We start from the raw sequence: 15,815 nt of genomic DNA on the forward strand, positions 1-15,815 counted from the left end.
GATTTGAGGTGAGAGTATGAAAATTAGACGAAGTACAAGATTAGTCGATATGACGTATTACTTGTTACAAAACCCTCGTCAGCTAGTTTCTCTCACTTTTTTTGCTGAAAGGTATCAATCAGCTAAGTCTTCCATTAGTGAAGATTTAGTTATTATTAAGCAAACGTTTGAACAACAAGGGGTCGGCACATTGCAAACGGTACCAGGAGCAGCAGGAGGAGTGAAATATATACCATATATAAGTGAGGAAGAGGCAGATCTAATTATTGGTGAGCTTTGTAGCTTATTTGAAAATCCAGATCGTATTTTGCCTGGTGGTTACTTATATATGACAGATCTTTTAAGTAATCCTCGCCATATTAATGGCGCAGGTCGTTTGTTTGCTTCTGTTTTTGCTAGGCAACCAATTGATGCGGTTATGACGGTGGCAACGAAGGGGATTCCACTTGCTTATGCGGTGGCAAATTACTTAGATGTACCGGTAGTAATTGCAAGGAAAGATAATAAGGTAACAGAAGGCCCAACTGTTAGTATTAACTATGTATCAGGTTCTTCTAAGCGAATTCAAACAATGACGTTAGCAAAGCGTAGCCTTCCAGAGGGATCAAATGTTTTAATTATTGATGACTTCATGAAAGCTGGCGGGACAATTCAAGGTATGATGAGTATGTTAGAAGAGTTTAAGGCTAATGTTGTTGGTATTGGTGTATTAGTAGAATCCACGGATATTGAAGAACGACTAATTAATAATTTTGTATCATTAATTCGTCTATCAGAAGTTGATGTGAAAGAAAAAGCGATTCAAGTGGAAAAGGGAAATTATTCACTGGCACCATTTGATGAAGGGCTTGTAGAGGCTGAGTAAAAAGGTAAAGCAGATCGCTTTATCTTTTTTTTATTCTATTTATAAATTATAAAATAGATGGACAAACTGCTTTTCGTGCACTATTTTTAAAGAGTAAAAATAAATAATAAAAGGGTGGAAAAATATGAAAGTTGTTCAAACAAGCAATGCACCACAAGCAATTGGACCATATTCACAAGGGATTATTGTAAATAATATGTTTTACAGTTCAGGACAAATTCCGTTAACTGCAAGTGGAGAGCTTGTAGCAGGAGACGTGACAGTACAAACAGAGCAAGTATTTCAAAATTTACAAGCGGTATTAGAAGAAGCAGGTGCTTCATTTGATACAGTAGTAAAAACAACAGTATTCTTAAAAGATATGGATGATTTTAATGCTGTTAATGAAGTATATGGCTCTTATTTCTCTACCCATAAGCCAGCTCGTTCTTGTGTACAAGTAGCAAAATTACCGAAAGATGTTTCAATTGAAATCGAAGTAATTGCCCTAGTTAAGTAATCTTTTGTAAGCGATAACCTCCACTAATCTCTATATTCAATTACATTAAAAATTTTTATCTTAAAAATTTTTAAAAAATTAAAGGGAAAATAGAAATTTTGTGGAATTTATACAAATATATCGCTTATTTAGAAAAGGGTGGTGAACACAAGATGGAAGTGACTGACGTAAGATTACGCCGCGTAAACACAGAAGGCCGCATGAGAGCAATTGCCTCTATTACTCTAGACCATGAATTTGTTGTTCATGATATTCGTGTAATTGATGGTAATAATGGATTATTTGTAGCAATGCCAAGTAAACGTACTCCAGATGGAGAATTCCGTGACATTGCACATCCAATTAATTCTAACACACGCTCTAAAATTCAAGATGCGGTTTTAACAGAGTATCATCGTTTAGGCGAGTTAGAAGAGGTTGAGTTTGAAGAAGCGGGTGCTTCGTAAAATTCGAATGAAAAGGGCTTTTTAAAGAAATCCCTATAATTTTGCAACAAACTCCTGTAAGCATTTACAGGAGTTTGTTTTTTTGTGTGGTTTTATCTATTTTGCACGGAAAATTCTGAATTTATTAAAGTGAAGAGGAAAACTTCTAATTTTTTCAAAATCATTTTAAATAGTATAGCTTATTTCTTAAAAAAGATACTAAAGAGTAAAACATCGTATAAGAATTATGGTAAAATTTAATAGTTAAAATGTGTTTCTTGAAATATATGATGATTTAGGATAATATCGTTAATGGATAAATAGGTTGCGATGGAGGGTCTATATGTCAAACAGATTTGCAGTGATTCTAGCTGCAGGCAAAGGCACACGTATGAAGTCTAAGCTATACAAAGTGCTTCATCCTGTATGTGGAAAACCTATGGTACAACATGTTGTCGATCAAGTAACGCAATTAGGATTGCAGAAACTTGTAACAGTCGTAGGACATGGTGCTGAAATGGTACAAGAACAGCTAGGAAACGTAAGTGAGTTTGCATTACAAGCAGAACAACTTGGTACAGCACATGCTGTAGATCAAGCTGCAAGTGTACTTGCAAATGAAGAAGGAACAACTTTAGTTATTTGTGGTGATACGCCGCTAATAACTGCTGAAACGATGGAAGCATTGCTTCAGCAACATAAAGAAGCAGGGGCAATGGCAACGGTGCTAACAGCTTACATAGAAGAACCTGCTGGATATGGTCGTATCGTTCGTAATGAGAATGGTCATGTTGAAAAGATTGTTGAGCATAAGGATGCAAATGAGAAAGAATTAGCTATTAAAGAAATCAATACAGGTACGTATTGTTTTGATAATAAAGCTTTATTCGCCTCACTTTCTAAAGTTTCAAATGATAACGTACAAGGTGAATATTACCTGCCAGATGTTATTGAGATTTTAAAAAATGAAGGTCATATCGTATCGGCTTATCAAACAGAGCACTTCGATGAAACGTTAGGTGTTAACGACAGAGTCGCTCTATCGCAAGCGGAAATTATTATGAAAAACCGTATCAACCGTAAAAACATGGTAAATGGTGTTACAATTATTGATCCAAGTAACACGTATATTTCTGCTGATGCAATTATCGGTAGTGATACAGTTCTTCATCCAGGAACAATTATTGAGGGGAATACTGTAATTGGTTCTGATTGTGAAATTGGACCGCACACAGTAATTCGCGATAGTGAAATTGGAGATCGTACGACAATTCGACAATCTACTGTACATGATAGTAAACTTGGTACAGAAGTATCGGTTGGTCCATTTGCACATATTCGCCCAGATTCAGTTATTGGAGATGAAGTACGCGTTGGAAACTTCGTGGAAATCAAAAAAACTGTTTTTGGTAATAGAAGTAAAGCTTCACACTTAAGTTATATCGGGGATGCACAAGTTGGAGAAGACGTGAATCTTGGTTGTGGTTCAATTACGGTGAACTATGACGGTAAGAATAAATTCAAAACTGTGATTGGTAACGGGGTATTTATTGGATGTAATTCAAACCTTGTCGCTCCTGTAACAGTTGAAGATGGTGCTTATGTGGCAGCAGGCTCTACAATTACAGAGAATGTTCCATCAAAAGCATTATCTGTAGCACGTGCACGTCAAGTTAACAAAGAAGACTATGTTGATCAATTGCTGAATAAGAAAAAATCATAATGTGGAGGGTTAATCTAGATGTCGACTCAATATCTAAATTCTAATTTGAAAGTATTCTCTTTAAACTCTAATAAGGAACTTGCTGAGCAAATTGCAAAGCACATTGGAGTAGGACTAGGAAAATGTTCTGTTGATCGTTTTAGTGATGGAGAAGTTCAAATTAACATTGAAGAAAGTATCCGTGGTTGCGATGTATTCATTATTCAATCTACAAGCTTCCCAGTAAACGAACATATCATGGAATTACTTATTATGATCGATGCATTAAAACGTGCATCTGCAAAAACAATTAATATTGTTATTCCTTACTATGGTTATGCGCGTCAAGACCGTAAAGCGCGTTCTCGTGAACCAATTACATCGAAACTTGTAGCAAACTTGCTTGAAACAGCAGGTGCAACTCGTGTAATCACTCTAGATTTACATGCTCCACAAATTCAAGGGTTCTTTGATATCCCAATCGACCACTTAATGGGTGTACCGATTCTTTCAGATTACTTTGAAACAAAAGGTCTTAAAGATATCGTAATCGTGTCACCAGACCACGGTGGGGTAACTCGTGCTAGAAAAATGGCAGATCGCCTAAAAGCACCAATCGCTATTATTGATAAGCGTCGTCCTCGTCCGAACGTATCAGAGGTAATGAACATTATCGGTAATATTGAAGGTAAAACAGCAATTTTAATTGATGACATCATTGATACAGCTGGTACAATTACATTAGCAGCAAACGCTCTTGTTGAGAACGGTGCTTCTGAAGTATATGCTTGCTGTACACACCCAGTATTATCTGGTCCAGCAATTGAGCGTATCCAAAACTCAAATATTAAAGAGTTAGTTGTAACGAACTCTATCGTATTACCAGAAGAGAAGAAAATCGACAAAGTACATGAACTTTCAGTTGCTCCACTAATCGGAGAAGCAATCATTCGTGTATACGAAGAAGAATCTGTAAGTGTATTATTCAATTAATTGGATAGAATGAGACGTAACCAAGATTGGTTACGTCTTTTCGTATCGAAAAAAGAAAGTAGTGGTACAAGAATGAAATTGATAGTAGGACTTGGGAACCCAGGTAGAGAATATGAATTAACAAGGCATAATATTGGATTTATGGCGATTGATGAACTTGCAAAGCGTTGGAATATTTCTTTGAATGAACAAAAATTTAAAGGAGTATTTGGTGCAGGATTTGTTAATGGAGAAAAAGTAATCTTATTAAAGCCACTTACATATATGAATTTATCTGGGGAAAGTATTCGACCACTCATGGATTACTATAAAATTGATGTTGAGGACTTCGTTGTTCTGTACGATGATTTAGACATCCCTGTAGGTAAATTACGCCTTCGTATGAAAGGTAGTGCTGGTGGACATAATGGTGTGAAATCAACAATTTCACATTTAGGAACACAAGAGTTTCAACGTATCCGCATGGGAATTGATCGTCCGAAAAATGGCATGAAGGTAGTAGATTACGTATTAGGACGTTTTACATCGGAAGAAATTCCTGATGTGAGTCATTCTATTGAAAAAGCAGCGGATGCATGTGAAGAATGGTTAAATAAACCTTTTCTTCAAATCATGAATACCTTCAATAGTTAAGGGTATGATTGGGAATATTTTGTCTTGTTTTTACCCATACTAGTAGTAATTGGATTTTTAGGAGGCTAGTATGGAAGGGTATTATTATTGCAGACATTGCGGGAGTAATGTAGGCTCCGTTACTGCAGAAAAAGTGTATAGCGACGTTTTATTTCAACTAACAGAGCAAGAAGTAGTAGAGATGATTCATTTTCATGAGAATGGAAATATATATATAAAAACGATTTGTGAATCGTGTCAAGAAACGCTCGCATCTTATCCTGAGTATTATGAATATGAAAAATTTCTGCAATAAAATGTTGTCGCTTTGGCATGTCCAAAGCATTTTTCTGTTTTCTTTTTCCAAAATATTTGCATAAAATATAGTGGCTTGCTCTTTATGTTGAGAGGGGTTTTGAAAATGATAGGTTTATTAGAGCAATTTTATAAAAATGAAGAGATCCAATCGGTTATTAATGGACTAGAAGATGGTTTAAAAGAACAACTTGTATCAGGTATGGCAACCTCTTCTCGTTCGTTATTAATGGCGGCCTTATATAAAAAAACAAAAAAATCACAACTTATTGTGACGCATAATTTATATCAAGCACAAAAAGTGCATGAAGATTTAGTGGCGTTACTTGGTGAAAAAGATGTGTGGTTATACCCAGTAAATGAATTGATAGCATCAGAAATTGGTGTTGCAAGCCCAGAATTGAAGGCGCAACGTATTGAAGTATTGAATCGTTTAGCGGCAGGAGAGAACGGGATTATTGTAGCGCCAGTTGCAGGACTACGCAGATTTTTACCAATGAAAGAGTTGTGGAAGCAAAGGCAAATCGAAATCAATCTAGGGCAAGAGATTGATTTAGATACATTCTTGCATACTTTACATCATATTGGTTATGAGCGTAAGTCGATGGTAGAAGCTCCTGGGGAATTCAGTTTGCGCGGGGGAATATTAGATATTTACCCATTAACTGAAGAGTTACCATTTCGTATTGAATTTTTCGATACAGAAGTTGATTCTATTCGATTATTTGATGTGGATGAACAGCGCTCTCAAGATAAAAAAGAAAGTGTTAGATTTGGTCCAGCAACAGAGTTTTTATTTTCACAGGAAGAATTGAAGTCGGGAATTGAGCATCTTGAGGAAGGCTTGACTAAGACGATGCAAAAACTTTCCGATGATAAATTGAAGACTACAGTGCTTGAAACGGTAAGTCATGAAATTGAGATGTTAAAAAACGGGCAAAGTATAGAACAGATGTTTAAATATTTATCTATTTTCTATAAAGAACCTGCTAGTCTGATAGATTATTTACCTGAAGATGGTATTGTGGTTTTGGATGAGATTTCTCGTATTCAAGAAACGGCATCACATCTTGAAACGGAAGAGGCAGAATGGTATATATCACTTCTTGGTGAGGGAACAATTATTCAAGATTTATCTTTCTCACACTCGTTTGAGGAATTTCTTCATCATAAAAAAAGAAGTTTTGTATATTTAACGTTATTTTTACGTCATATAGCACATACACATCCGCAAAATATTGTGAATGTGACATGTAAAACAATGCAAGATTTCCATGGGCAGATGCAGTTGTTGAAAACTGAAATTGATAGATGGAACGAAGGGCATTTTACGACTGTTGTGCTCGGCACAGATGATGAACGTGTAAAAAAACTACAACATATTTTAAGTGATTATGATATTGAGGCAGATATCGTAGAGGGCACAGATATATTATTGCCTGGAAGGTTGCAAATTGCTGTAGGTGATTTACATGCAGGATTTGAAATGCCGATGCAAAAGCTTGTTGTTATTACTGAAAAAGAGCTTTTTCATAAAAAAGTTAAAAAATCACAACGTAAGCAGAAGTTATCTAATGCTGAACGTATTAAAAGTTATTCGGAATTAAAAGTTGGAGATTATGTAGTTCATGTAAATCATGGTATAGGTAAATTCTTAGGTATCGAGACACTAGAGATTAATGGTGTTCATAAAGATTACTTGAATATTAAATATCAAGGTAATGATAAGTTATACGTTCCAATTGAACAAATTGACCAAGTGCAGAAATATGTAGGATCTGAAGGTAAGGATCCTAAAGTTTATAAATTGGGCGGAAATGATTGGAAAAAGGTCAAAACGAAAGTTGAAAAATCTGTACAAGACATTGCGGATGACCTAATTAAACTATATGCTGAGCGCGAAGCTTCAAAAGGTTATGCATATACACCAGATACGGCAGAACAACAAGAATTTGAATCTTCTTTCCCATATCAAGAGACAGAGGATCAATTACGTTCTATTGACGAGATTAAGAAAGATATGGAACGTGGACGTCCGATGGATAGGCTTCTTTGTGGTGATGTAGGATATGGAAAGACGGAAGTAGCTATCCGTGCGGCATTTAAGGCAATTATGGATGAAAAACAAGTTGCAATTTTAGTGCCGACAACGATCCTTGCACAACAACACTATGAAACAATTCGAGAGCGTTTTCAAGATTATCCAATCAATATAGGATTATTAAGTAGATTCCGTACGAGAAAACAGCAAAATGAAACAATTAAAGGCTTAAAAGATGGTACGGTAGATATCGTAATCGGAACGCATCGTATTTTATCTAAAGACGTTACTTATAAAGATTTAGGTCTTCTTATTATTGATGAAGAACAAAGGTTTGGTGTAACGCATAAAGAAAAAATTAAACAATTAAAAGCAAATGTTGACGTGTTAACATTAACGGCAACTCCGATTCCGCGTACACTCCATATGTCTATGCTTGGTGTGCGTGACTTATCTGTTATTGAGACACCACCAGAAAATCGTTTCCCAGTCCAAACGTATGTAGTAGAGTATAATCCAGCGTTAATGCGAGAAGCGATAGAACGAGAGCTTGCAAGAGGTGGGCAAATTTACTTCCTATATAATCGTGTGGAGGATATCGAAAGAAAAGCAGATGAAATTTCGATGTTAGTTCCAGACGCGCGTGTAACGTATGCACATGGGAAAATGAACGAAGGTGAATTAGAGTCTGTTATGCTATCGTTTTTAGAAGGGCAGCATGATGTTCTTGTAAGTACAACAATTATTGAGACGGGTGTAGATATTCCGAATGTAAATACGTTAATTGTATTTGATGCAGATCGTATGGGATTATCGCAGCTGTATCAGCTTCGTGGTCGTGTTGGACGTTCTAATCGTGTTGCATATGCATACTTTGCATACAAACGAGATAAAGTGTTATCAGAAGTTGCAGAGAAGCGTCTGCAAGCCATTAAAGAGTTCACGGAGCTTGGGTCAGGTTTCAAAATTGCGATGAGAGACTTATCCATTCGTGGTGCAGGTAACTTGTTAGGAGCCGAACAGCATGGATTTATTGATTCTGTCGGATTTGATCTATATTCTCAAATGTTAAAAGATGCAATTGAACAGCGTAGAGGAACAGATGGGGTTGAAAATACAGTTAATGTTGAAATTGATTTAGAAGTAGATGCATATTTACCAGATGCTTATATTTCAGATAGTAAACAAAAGATTATGATGTATAAACAGTTTAGAGGTGTTTCTGCAATTGAGGATATTGAAGAGTTGCAGGAAGAGATGATAGATAGATTTGGTGATTACCCGCAAGAAGTTGGTTACTTATTGCAAATTGCAAATATTAAAGTATTGGCAATGAAAGAACAAATTGAGTTAATTAAGCAAAATAAATTTGAAGTGACAATTCTGTTCTCAGAACAAGCAAGTCAAAATATTGATGGCGGAAAATTATTCATGCTTGGAAATAGTTTTGGACGTATGATTGGTCTAGGAATGGAAGGATCGCAATTGAAAATCGTTATGAAAACAAATGGTTTAGAGACATCGAAGTGGTTAACAATTGCTGAAAATTTATTAAAAGGCCTACCAGATGTAAAAAAAGAAGTCATAAATGCCTAATATAAGATAAAAAAATACAATTCGGCGTGCATAGAAGAACTAATGTGTAAAATACTATGTCTAACAGTTGGTGATTTTTACATGAACAGGTAAATTCACCACTTTGATCATCAGTAGAAAGTGAGGCAGCATTAGAATGAAAGCAACTGGAATCGTACGTCGAATTGATGATTTAGGTAGGGTAGTAATCCCGAAGGAAATTCGTAGAACTTTACGTATTCGAGAAGGAGACCCACTAGAAATATTTGTTGATCGCGATGGAGAAGTGATTTTGAAAAAATATTCTCCAATTAGTGAACTAGGTAATTTTGCAAAGGAATATACGGAAGCTTTATACGATAGCTTAGGACATAATGTGCTTGTATGCGATCGTGATTCTGTTATCGCGGTAGCAGGCGTATCTAAAAAAGAATACTTAAATAAAAGTGTTGGCGATTTAATTGAGAAGACAATGGAAGAGCGTAAGTCTGTAATTATGACAGATGAAAGCGAAATTTCAATTATTGATGGAGTAACAGAAAAAGTGAGTTCCTATACAATTGGCCCGATTGTTGCGAATGGGGATCCAATTGGAGCTGTTGTTATCTTCTCTAAAGAGGATATTATAAGTGAAGTAGAGCATAAGTCAGTAAATACAGCTGCAAGCTTTTTAGCGAAACAAATGGAGCAGTAAGGCTATATCGAATTTTAGAAGTAGCAATCTTTCCTAATTATGATATTTCTTTTTGAGAAATCAAATATTTGGAGATATATGTATATTGAATGAAGGTAGCGCTTTGCTACCTTTTTTCGTTGAACATTTCTAGCGTTGCACGAACGTATTATTACTCGTGTAGGCAAGGAAGCTTGTCCTTTTCTTTATGATATAATACGAGGGGTGAGAATAGAAAAAGGAGTTTTCTTGTATGGAATCGAAGAAGTATCAAGCCTTTTGGCGTGGGGCTATTATATTAACAATCGCAAGTTTTGTTACAAAGGTATTAAGCGCTTTTTACCGTATTCCATATCAAAATATAGCGGGTGATATTGGTTTTTATATTTACCAACAAATTTATCCGTTTTATGGATTTTGTTTAATTTTAGCTACTTATGGGTTCCCCATTATAATTTCAAAAATGGTTGCGGAACGATTAGAGCGAGGGAAACAACAAGAAGCAGAAGAAATTATCTGTGTATCTTTTTGGTTTTTATTAGGAATTGGTTTCGTAGGCTTTTTTACATTGTTTTTTGGTGCCGAAACAATTGCAGCAGCCATGGGTGATATACACTTAGATAAGTTATTACGTGTTATTTCATTTTCATTCATATTGATGCCGTTTTTATCTGTAGCAAGAGGATATTTTCAGGGATTCAATAATATGATGCCAACAGCTGTTTCGCAAGTGATAGAACAAACAATTCGTGTTTCTATTATTGTATTTTTATCTCTATTCCTAATTGCTCGCGGATTTGATTTATATACAGTCGGTGCAGGTGCTATGTTAGGTTCAATCGCAGGCGGACTAATTGGGATTATCGTACTTGTACTTTATATGCGTCATGACTTTCGTTCTATATTTTTCAAGAGTGTAAAGAGAATTAAGGGGAAAAAGAGGATCATTAAAATTCTGTTTTGGCAGGGATTGGCGATTTGTGTTAGTAACTTAGTACTTATTTTTATACAAATGGCTGATTCCATTTCCTTCTATTCCTTACTTATTGGGGCAGGAGAGCAAGCTGAAAGTGCAAAGGTATTAAAAGGTGTTTACGACAGAAGTATCCCGCTTATGCAATTAGGTACTGTCGTGACAACTTCTTTCTCATTGTCACTTATTCCAATTATTACAGCGGCGAAGGAAAGAGGAGATCTTTCCTTTATTCGAGAAAAGGTAAAGTTAGCAATGAAAATAACATTTGTTATTGGATTTGCAGCTGCCATTGGATTAACTTGTATTATTCAGCCTACGAATATTATGTTGTTTGAAAATAGTGATGGGTCAGATGTTTTATCCATTTTATCTTTATCTATTTTATTTAGTTCATTGTCGATTACAACTGCTTCTATTTTGCAAGGGTTAGGACAAACATTAAAACCAGCAATATTCGTTATATTTGGGGGTTGTTTAAAGTTAGCTTTAAATTATACATTAATGCCGTATTTTGGTGTGAAGGGAGCTGCAATTGCAACACTAGTTGCGTTAATTGTAATTTCTGTGCTAAATAGTGCATTACTTATGCAAGCTGTATCCGAATCGCTTATCGATAAGCGTAATATGTTAGGTGTAGTTATTAGTGGTATCGGTATGGGGTTTGTATTAATAATATTTATACGTTTGATGCAAATGTCTGGATTAGTAATTGATACAAGGCATAGAGGAATTGCAACACTTGAGGCATTGTTAGGTGTAGCTATCGGTGGATTAACATATGTGTTTTTAATTTTAAAATTACGTGTATTTACAAAAGCGGAAATAGGAACCGTTATGAAAAAAGAGAAAAAAGAAGGTTCATTGAAGAAGAGTGGATAGAGGTGGCAGGTTGTGAGTGGAATCATTACTATTTTAGGATTAGGTGCTGGTGAGTTAGATCAGTTAACGATGGGTGTATATCGAAAAATAAAAGAAGCAGATCACATGTTTGTTAGAACGAAGGAACATCCCGTTATAGAAGAGTTGGAGAAAGAAGGTATACAATATACAGCCTTTGACAGTGTATATGAAGCGCATGATACATTTGAAATTGTATATGAAACAATCGCGAATACATTGTTAGAACAAGCTGAAGGCACAGAAATCATCTATGCCGTGCCAGGGCATCCGCTTGTAGCGGAAAGAACGGTTCAGCTACTGTTGGAAAAAGGTGAAGTAGCGAATGTTGAAGTGCGCATTGAAGGTGGACAAAGTTTCCTTGATCCTATGTTTGCGAGTCTAAAGATTGATCCGATTGAAGGATTCCAATTAATTGACGCCACATCATTTGAAAGAGGACAATTAGAATTACGTCAACATTTAATCTTTTGCCAAGTATATGACGCATTCGTTGCATCTGATGTGAAATTAACATTAATGGAGATGCTATCAGATGATTATGAAGTGTATATCGTAACAGCTGCAGGGACTTCATTTGAACAAGTTAAAAAGGTGCCGTTGTACATGTTAGATCATGAAACAGAGTTGAATAATTTAACGAGTGTATATGTACCACCAGTTAAAGAACGTGCGTCCTTGTATCAACAGTTTGATGTGCTTAGAGAAATTATTGCAGACCTTCGTGGACCGAATGGTTGTCCGTGGGATAAAAAGCAAACACATCAATCTTTAAAGAAGTATTTAATTGAGGAAGCTTATGAAGTGTTGGAAGCAATTGATGAAGAGGATGATGATCACTTAGTAGAAGAACTGGGTGATATATTATTACAAGTTATGTTGCATGCTCAAATCGGGGAGGATGAAGGTTGGTTCTCTATAGATGATATTATTCGAACTTTATCTGAGAAAATGGTTCGCCGCCACCCGCATGTATTTGGGAATACGGATGTAAATAATGCCGATGAAGTAATTGCCAATTGGGAAGAAATTAAAAAACAAGAAAAAGGATTCGTGAAAGAATCTGTTTTAAATGGGGTTCCAAAAAGTTTGCCACAGTTACTACGCGCCTATGAAATCCAGAAAAAAGCTGGCAAAGTTGGTTTCGATTGGGTTGATGTACAACCGATGATAGAGAAAGCCTTAGAAGAATGGCAAGAGTTCCAACAAGAAGTTACAAATATGGATGAGGCGAAAATGTTAGGTGAATTTGGCGATTTACTATTTGCGTTTGTGAATATAGCTCGTCATTATAAAATAGATCCCGAAGAGGCGTTACGTTCAACGAATGAGAAATTCGTCGGTCGTTTCTTATACATGGAAGCAAAGGTAGCTGAAATGAATAAAGAGATGCAAGATTTATCATTAGAGCAGTTAGACGTTTTATGGGAAGAGGCAAAACAAACAGAGCGTTAATAGGGGGATTTGATATGCGTCTAGATAAGTTTTTGAAAGTATCACGTTTAATTAAAAGAAGAACATTAGCGAAAGAAGTAGCTGATCAAGGAAGAATATCAATTAATGGTCAAGTGGCAAAAGCGAGTTCAGATGTAAAAGTAGCTGATGAATTAACAATTCGTTTTGGTCAAAAAATAGTAACTGTAAAAATAAACGAATTGAAAGAAACGACTAAAAAAGAAGATGCAGCAAATATGTATAGTTTAGTTCGCGAAGAAAAAGTAAAGGCTGAAGAAGGCTTGTTCTAAAATCAATTATCCCTTCATACATTACTATTAGCTAGTATAAATCTATGGGGGGATTTACGTGGATAATGGTTACTCACCTATGTCTTCTAATCAACAAAATGTTTCGGTAGAGCATGATATTATTATGCGTGGCAGGCGTGTAATTGATATTACCGGTGTAAAGCAGGTAGAGAGTTTTGATAGCGAGGAGTTTTTACTTGAGACCGTAATGGGTTTTTTAACAATTCGTGGTCAAAATTTGCAAATGAAAAATTTAGATGTAGAAAAAGGTGTTGTATCGATTAAAGGGAAAGTTCATGAGATGCTGTATATTGATGAGAATCAAGGGGAGAAAACTAAAGGATTCTTTAGTAAGTTGTTTAAATGAGCCTAACAATTCAGTTGTATACGATGCTCTCAATGATCGGAATGGGTGCTTGGATTGGAGCGTCTTTAGATACATACCAACGATTTTTAAAGCGGCAAGAACGTAAACGTTGGCTTGTATTTATTCATGATATACTATTTTGGATTGTCCAAGCATTATTCGTTTTTTATGTACTGCTTCTTGTAAATGAAGCTGAACTACGTATATATGTATTTTTGGCATTATTATGTGGTTTTGCGGCATATCAAAGCTTATTGAAAGCAATATACATGAGACTGTTAAATTTTCTCATCTATATTTTTATGCAAACAACACACTTTTTTGTTCAAATTATAAAGCTACTCATGATAAAACCTGTTATTATTATAGCGCAGCTATTTATTGCATTTATATTATTCTTATTTCGTATACTGCTTTCAATTGGACATGTGTTATGGAAAATGGTGATTTGGATATTACTTTTCATATGGAAAGTTTTTTTCTGGCCTGTTCGATTTATTGCTTCGCTCATATGGAAACTTCTCCCTAGTCGTGTTAAACTTTTTATAATGAAACATGTAGGGTTCCTGCAATATATAGCAAAATTGAAGGGACACATCTTCCAATTATGGGGGCGTATAAAAAAGAAGTTAGGGGGACCTCGGAAATGAGGGAACTGAGACAAAGAACAATCGAAAAACAGAGTCCAAATCCTGTTAAAGAGCATATAATACAAACGGATGAGAACAGGAAGCGACTTTATCGCCGTTTAGCGGTTTTTCTTGTCTTTGCTTTTACAATTATTGCGAGTATTAGTGTAACGTTTTATCAACAAAACAGTTCCATTAGAGCAAAAGAAGCAAAAGTTAAGGACATGAAAAAAGAACTGGATTCATTAACGAATAAAGAAAAGAGTCTAAAAGACGAAGTTCAAAAGTTGAATGATGAAGAGTACGTATTAAAGATTGCTAGAAGGGATTATTTCTTCTCTGGAAAAGGGGAGATAATTTTTCCTGTTTCTAAGTAGAGTATGTCTTATTGACACTATATTTTAGGATTATATATAATAAAGTAAAATTTGACTTTTTAACCACTAAGGAGGAGCATTTTTTTTATGTCAATCGAGGTAGGCAGCAAGTTACAGGGTAAAGTAACAGGTATTACAAATTTTGGGGCTTTTGTGGAGCTGCCAGAAGGCTTAACGGGTCTTGTTCATATTAGTGAAGTTGCTGATAATTATGTGAAAGATATTAACGATCACTTAAAAGTGGGCGACCAAGTAGAAGTAAAAGTTATTAACGTTGAAAAAGATGGTAAGATCGGTCTATCTATTAAAAAAGCGAAAGAGCGTGAAAAAACAGAAGGAGATCGTCCACGTGGTGAATACCAACGCGGTGGCGGTGGCGATCAACAACGTTCTGGACGTCCACAACGTAATCGTTCTTTCAACAGAGATAACCGTGGCGGCGGTAACGAACGAGCTCCAAAAGAAACATTCGAGCAAAAGATGGCACGTTTCTTAAAGGACAGTGAAGATCGTTTAACTTCTTTAAAGCGTAACACAGAATCTAAACGTGGTGGCCGTGGCGCACGTCGCGGATAATAAGAACGTTTAATTCTTAGCATATAGAGAGGTACCCAGGGCGATTGCTCGGGGTGCTTTTTTATATGTGAAAATATATTTTTAAAAAAGTTTTCAAGATGTGTTGACTTTAAAATATATCTGAGGTAAGATACTAATTGTCCGTTAAATAAGACGACATGGCGGTGTAGCTCAGCTGGCTAGAGCGTACGGTTCATACCCGTGAGGTCGGGGGTTCGATCCCCTCCGCCGCTATATTTAATTTAACGGCCCGTTGGTCAAGTGGTTAAGACACCGCCCTTTCACGGCGGTAACACGGGTTCGAATCCCGTACGGGTCATCCTAAAAAGATCATGCAAATTTGCATGATCTTTTTTTTGTTAAATAAATTAAGACATACAACACTTCTACAAAATCACCCTATATTTTCTGAATGTTCAATTAAAATAGTGAGAATAAATTACATACCGTGTATATATGTAGAGTTATTTCGAATAAAAAGTCGAACGATTATAAAAGTGAAAACTGTTGTTTTGACAAAAATCCCAATAATCATCTTTTATAATGAC

Annotated in this window: 16 protein-coding genes and 2 tRNA genes; all 18 read left to right on the forward strand. The window is 35.7% G+C overall.

Going from position 1 to position 15,815, the window contains the following annotated elements:
* Positions 1–16: 16 nt before the first annotated feature.
* Positions 17–865 carry a pur operon repressor gene (purR, locus tag ACU8YW_RS00265; protein ID WP_000702481.1) on the forward strand — a complete coding sequence of 283 codons (849 nt, stop codon included), beginning with the start codon at positions 17–19 and terminating at the stop codon, positions 863–865.
* A gap of 124 nt (positions 866–989) precedes the next feature.
* Positions 990–1,364 carry a RidA family protein gene (locus ACU8YW_RS00270; protein WP_000869826.1) on the forward strand — a complete coding sequence of 125 codons (375 nt, stop codon included), beginning with the start codon at positions 990–992 and terminating at the stop codon, positions 1,362–1,364.
* A gap of 152 nt (positions 1,365–1,516) precedes the next feature.
* Entirely contained in the window at positions 1,517–1,810 is a 294-nt protein-coding gene (gene spoVG, locus ACU8YW_RS00275; protein WP_000454042.1) for a septation regulator SpoVG, read from the forward strand.
* 322 nt (positions 1,811–2,132) lie between these two features.
* Positions 2,133–3,512 (forward strand): bifunctional UDP-N-acetylglucosamine diphosphorylase/glucosamine-1-phosphate N-acetyltransferase GlmU, encoded by a 1,380-nt coding sequence (gene glmU, locus ACU8YW_RS00280; protein WP_000071045.1) that lies wholly within the window; start codon positions 2,133–2,135, stop codon positions 3,510–3,512.
* Positions 3,513–3,530: 18 nt separating this feature from the next.
* Positions 3,531–4,484, forward strand: coding sequence for a ribose-phosphate diphosphokinase (locus ACU8YW_RS00285; RefSeq protein WP_000107420.1), 954 nt, complete (start codon positions 3,531–3,533; stop codon positions 4,482–4,484).
* Between the two features lie 72 nt (positions 4,485–4,556).
* Complete coding sequence (pth, locus tag ACU8YW_RS00290; RefSeq protein ID WP_080377450.1) at positions 4,557–5,117, forward strand: aminoacyl-tRNA hydrolase; 561 nt, start codon at positions 4,557–4,559, stop codon at positions 5,115–5,117.
* A gap of 70 nt (positions 5,118–5,187) precedes the next feature.
* Entirely contained in the window at positions 5,188–5,412 is a 225-nt protein-coding gene (locus ACU8YW_RS00295; RefSeq protein WP_000399441.1) for an anti-sigma-F factor Fin family protein, read from the forward strand.
* Between the two features lie 105 nt (positions 5,413–5,517).
* Positions 5,518–9,048 (forward strand): transcription-repair coupling factor, encoded by a 3,531-nt coding sequence (mfd, locus tag ACU8YW_RS00300; RefSeq protein ID WP_000579706.1) that lies wholly within the window; start codon positions 5,518–5,520, stop codon positions 9,046–9,048.
* 136 nt (positions 9,049–9,184) lie between these two features.
* Complete coding sequence (gene spoVT, locus ACU8YW_RS00305) at positions 9,185–9,721, forward strand: stage V sporulation protein T (RefSeq protein ID WP_088061461.1); 537 nt, start codon at positions 9,185–9,187, stop codon at positions 9,719–9,721.
* A 232-nt stretch (positions 9,722–9,953) separates the two neighbouring features.
* Entirely contained in the window at positions 9,954–11,555 is a 1,602-nt protein-coding gene (locus tag ACU8YW_RS00310) for a putative polysaccharide biosynthesis protein (RefSeq protein WP_097891834.1), read from the forward strand.
* A gap of 12 nt (positions 11,556–11,567) precedes the next feature.
* Positions 11,568–13,028 (forward strand): bifunctional methyltransferase/pyrophosphohydrolase YabN, encoded by a 1,461-nt coding sequence (gene yabN, locus ACU8YW_RS00315; RefSeq protein WP_000014264.1) that lies wholly within the window; start codon positions 11,568–11,570, stop codon positions 13,026–13,028.
* A 14-nt stretch (positions 13,029–13,042) separates the two neighbouring features.
* Positions 13,043–13,318, forward strand: a complete 276-nt coding sequence (locus tag ACU8YW_RS00320) for an RNA-binding S4 domain-containing protein (protein ID WP_001234876.1) — start codon at positions 13,043–13,045, stop codon at positions 13,316–13,318.
* Between the two features lie 58 nt (positions 13,319–13,376).
* Entirely contained in the window at positions 13,377–13,685 is a 309-nt protein-coding gene (gene yabP / locus ACU8YW_RS00325; RefSeq protein ID WP_000368630.1) for a sporulation protein YabP, read from the forward strand.
* A complete protein-coding gene (gene yabQ, locus ACU8YW_RS00330) occupies positions 13,682–14,335 on the forward strand; it encodes a spore cortex biosynthesis protein YabQ (RefSeq protein ID WP_426934650.1) in 654 nt (217 codons plus the stop codon). The genes yabP and yabQ overlap by 4 nt, the downstream gene beginning before the upstream one ends.
* Positions 14,332–14,691, forward strand: coding sequence for a cell division protein DivIC (gene divIC / locus ACU8YW_RS00335; RefSeq protein WP_001208737.1), 360 nt, complete (start codon positions 14,332–14,334; stop codon positions 14,689–14,691). The genes yabQ and divIC overlap by 4 nt, the downstream gene beginning before the upstream one ends.
* A gap of 87 nt (positions 14,692–14,778) precedes the next feature.
* Entirely contained in the window at positions 14,779–15,267 is a 489-nt protein-coding gene (locus ACU8YW_RS00340; RefSeq protein WP_000021454.1) for a S1 domain-containing RNA-binding protein, read from the forward strand.
* A gap of 160 nt (positions 15,268–15,427) precedes the next feature.
* Positions 15,428–15,501: transfer RNA gene (locus ACU8YW_RS00345), tRNA-Met, on the forward strand.
* A gap of 13 nt (positions 15,502–15,514) precedes the next feature.
* A tRNA-Glu gene (locus ACU8YW_RS00350) sits at positions 15,515–15,586 on the forward strand.
* The last annotated feature ends 229 nt before the right edge of the window (positions 15,587–15,815 follow it).

The sequence above is a fragment of the Bacillus pretiosus genome, assembly GCF_052947655.1.

What these genes read in the sequence shown, in the direction of transcription:
- mfd (WP_000579706.1), top strand. Translation starts at nt 5,518, where the DNA reads ATGATAGGTTTATTAGAGCAATTTTATAAAAATGAAGAGATCCAATCG.
- spoVT (WP_088061461.1), top strand. Translation starts at nt 9,185, where the DNA reads ATGAAAGCAACTGGAATCGTACGTCGAATTGATGATTTAGGTAGGGTA.
- ACU8YW_RS00270 (WP_000869826.1), top strand. Translation starts at nt 990, where the DNA reads ATGAAAGTTGTTCAAACAAGCAATGCACCACAAGCAATTGGACCATAT.
- ACU8YW_RS00295 (WP_000399441.1), top strand. Translation starts at nt 5,188, where the DNA reads ATGGAAGGGTATTATTATTGCAGACATTGCGGGAGTAATGTAGGCTCC.
- glmU (WP_000071045.1), top strand. Translation starts at nt 2,133, where the DNA reads ATGTCAAACAGATTTGCAGTGATTCTAGCTGCAGGCAAAGGCACACGT.
- yabQ (WP_426934650.1), top strand. Translation starts at nt 13,682, where the DNA reads ATGAGCCTAACAATTCAGTTGTATACGATGCTCTCAATGATCGGAATG.
- spoVG (WP_000454042.1), top strand. Translation starts at nt 1,517, where the DNA reads ATGGAAGTGACTGACGTAAGATTACGCCGCGTAAACACAGAAGGCCGC.
- pth (WP_080377450.1), top strand. Translation starts at nt 4,557, where the DNA reads ATGAAATTGATAGTAGGACTTGGGAACCCAGGTAGAGAATATGAATTA.
- ACU8YW_RS00320 (WP_001234876.1), top strand. Translation starts at nt 13,043, where the DNA reads ATGCGTCTAGATAAGTTTTTGAAAGTATCACGTTTAATTAAAAGAAGA.
- ACU8YW_RS00310 (WP_097891834.1), top strand. Translation starts at nt 9,954, where the DNA reads ATGGAATCGAAGAAGTATCAAGCCTTTTGGCGTGGGGCTATTATATTA.
- divIC (WP_001208737.1), top strand. Translation starts at nt 14,332, where the DNA reads ATGAGGGAACTGAGACAAAGAACAATCGAAAAACAGAGTCCAAATCCT.
- ACU8YW_RS00340 (WP_000021454.1), top strand. Translation starts at nt 14,779, where the DNA reads ATGTCAATCGAGGTAGGCAGCAAGTTACAGGGTAAAGTAACAGGTATT.
- ACU8YW_RS00285 (WP_000107420.1), top strand. Translation starts at nt 3,531, where the DNA reads ATGTCGACTCAATATCTAAATTCTAATTTGAAAGTATTCTCTTTAAAC.
- purR (WP_000702481.1), top strand. Translation starts at nt 17, where the DNA reads ATGAAAATTAGACGAAGTACAAGATTAGTCGATATGACGTATTACTTG.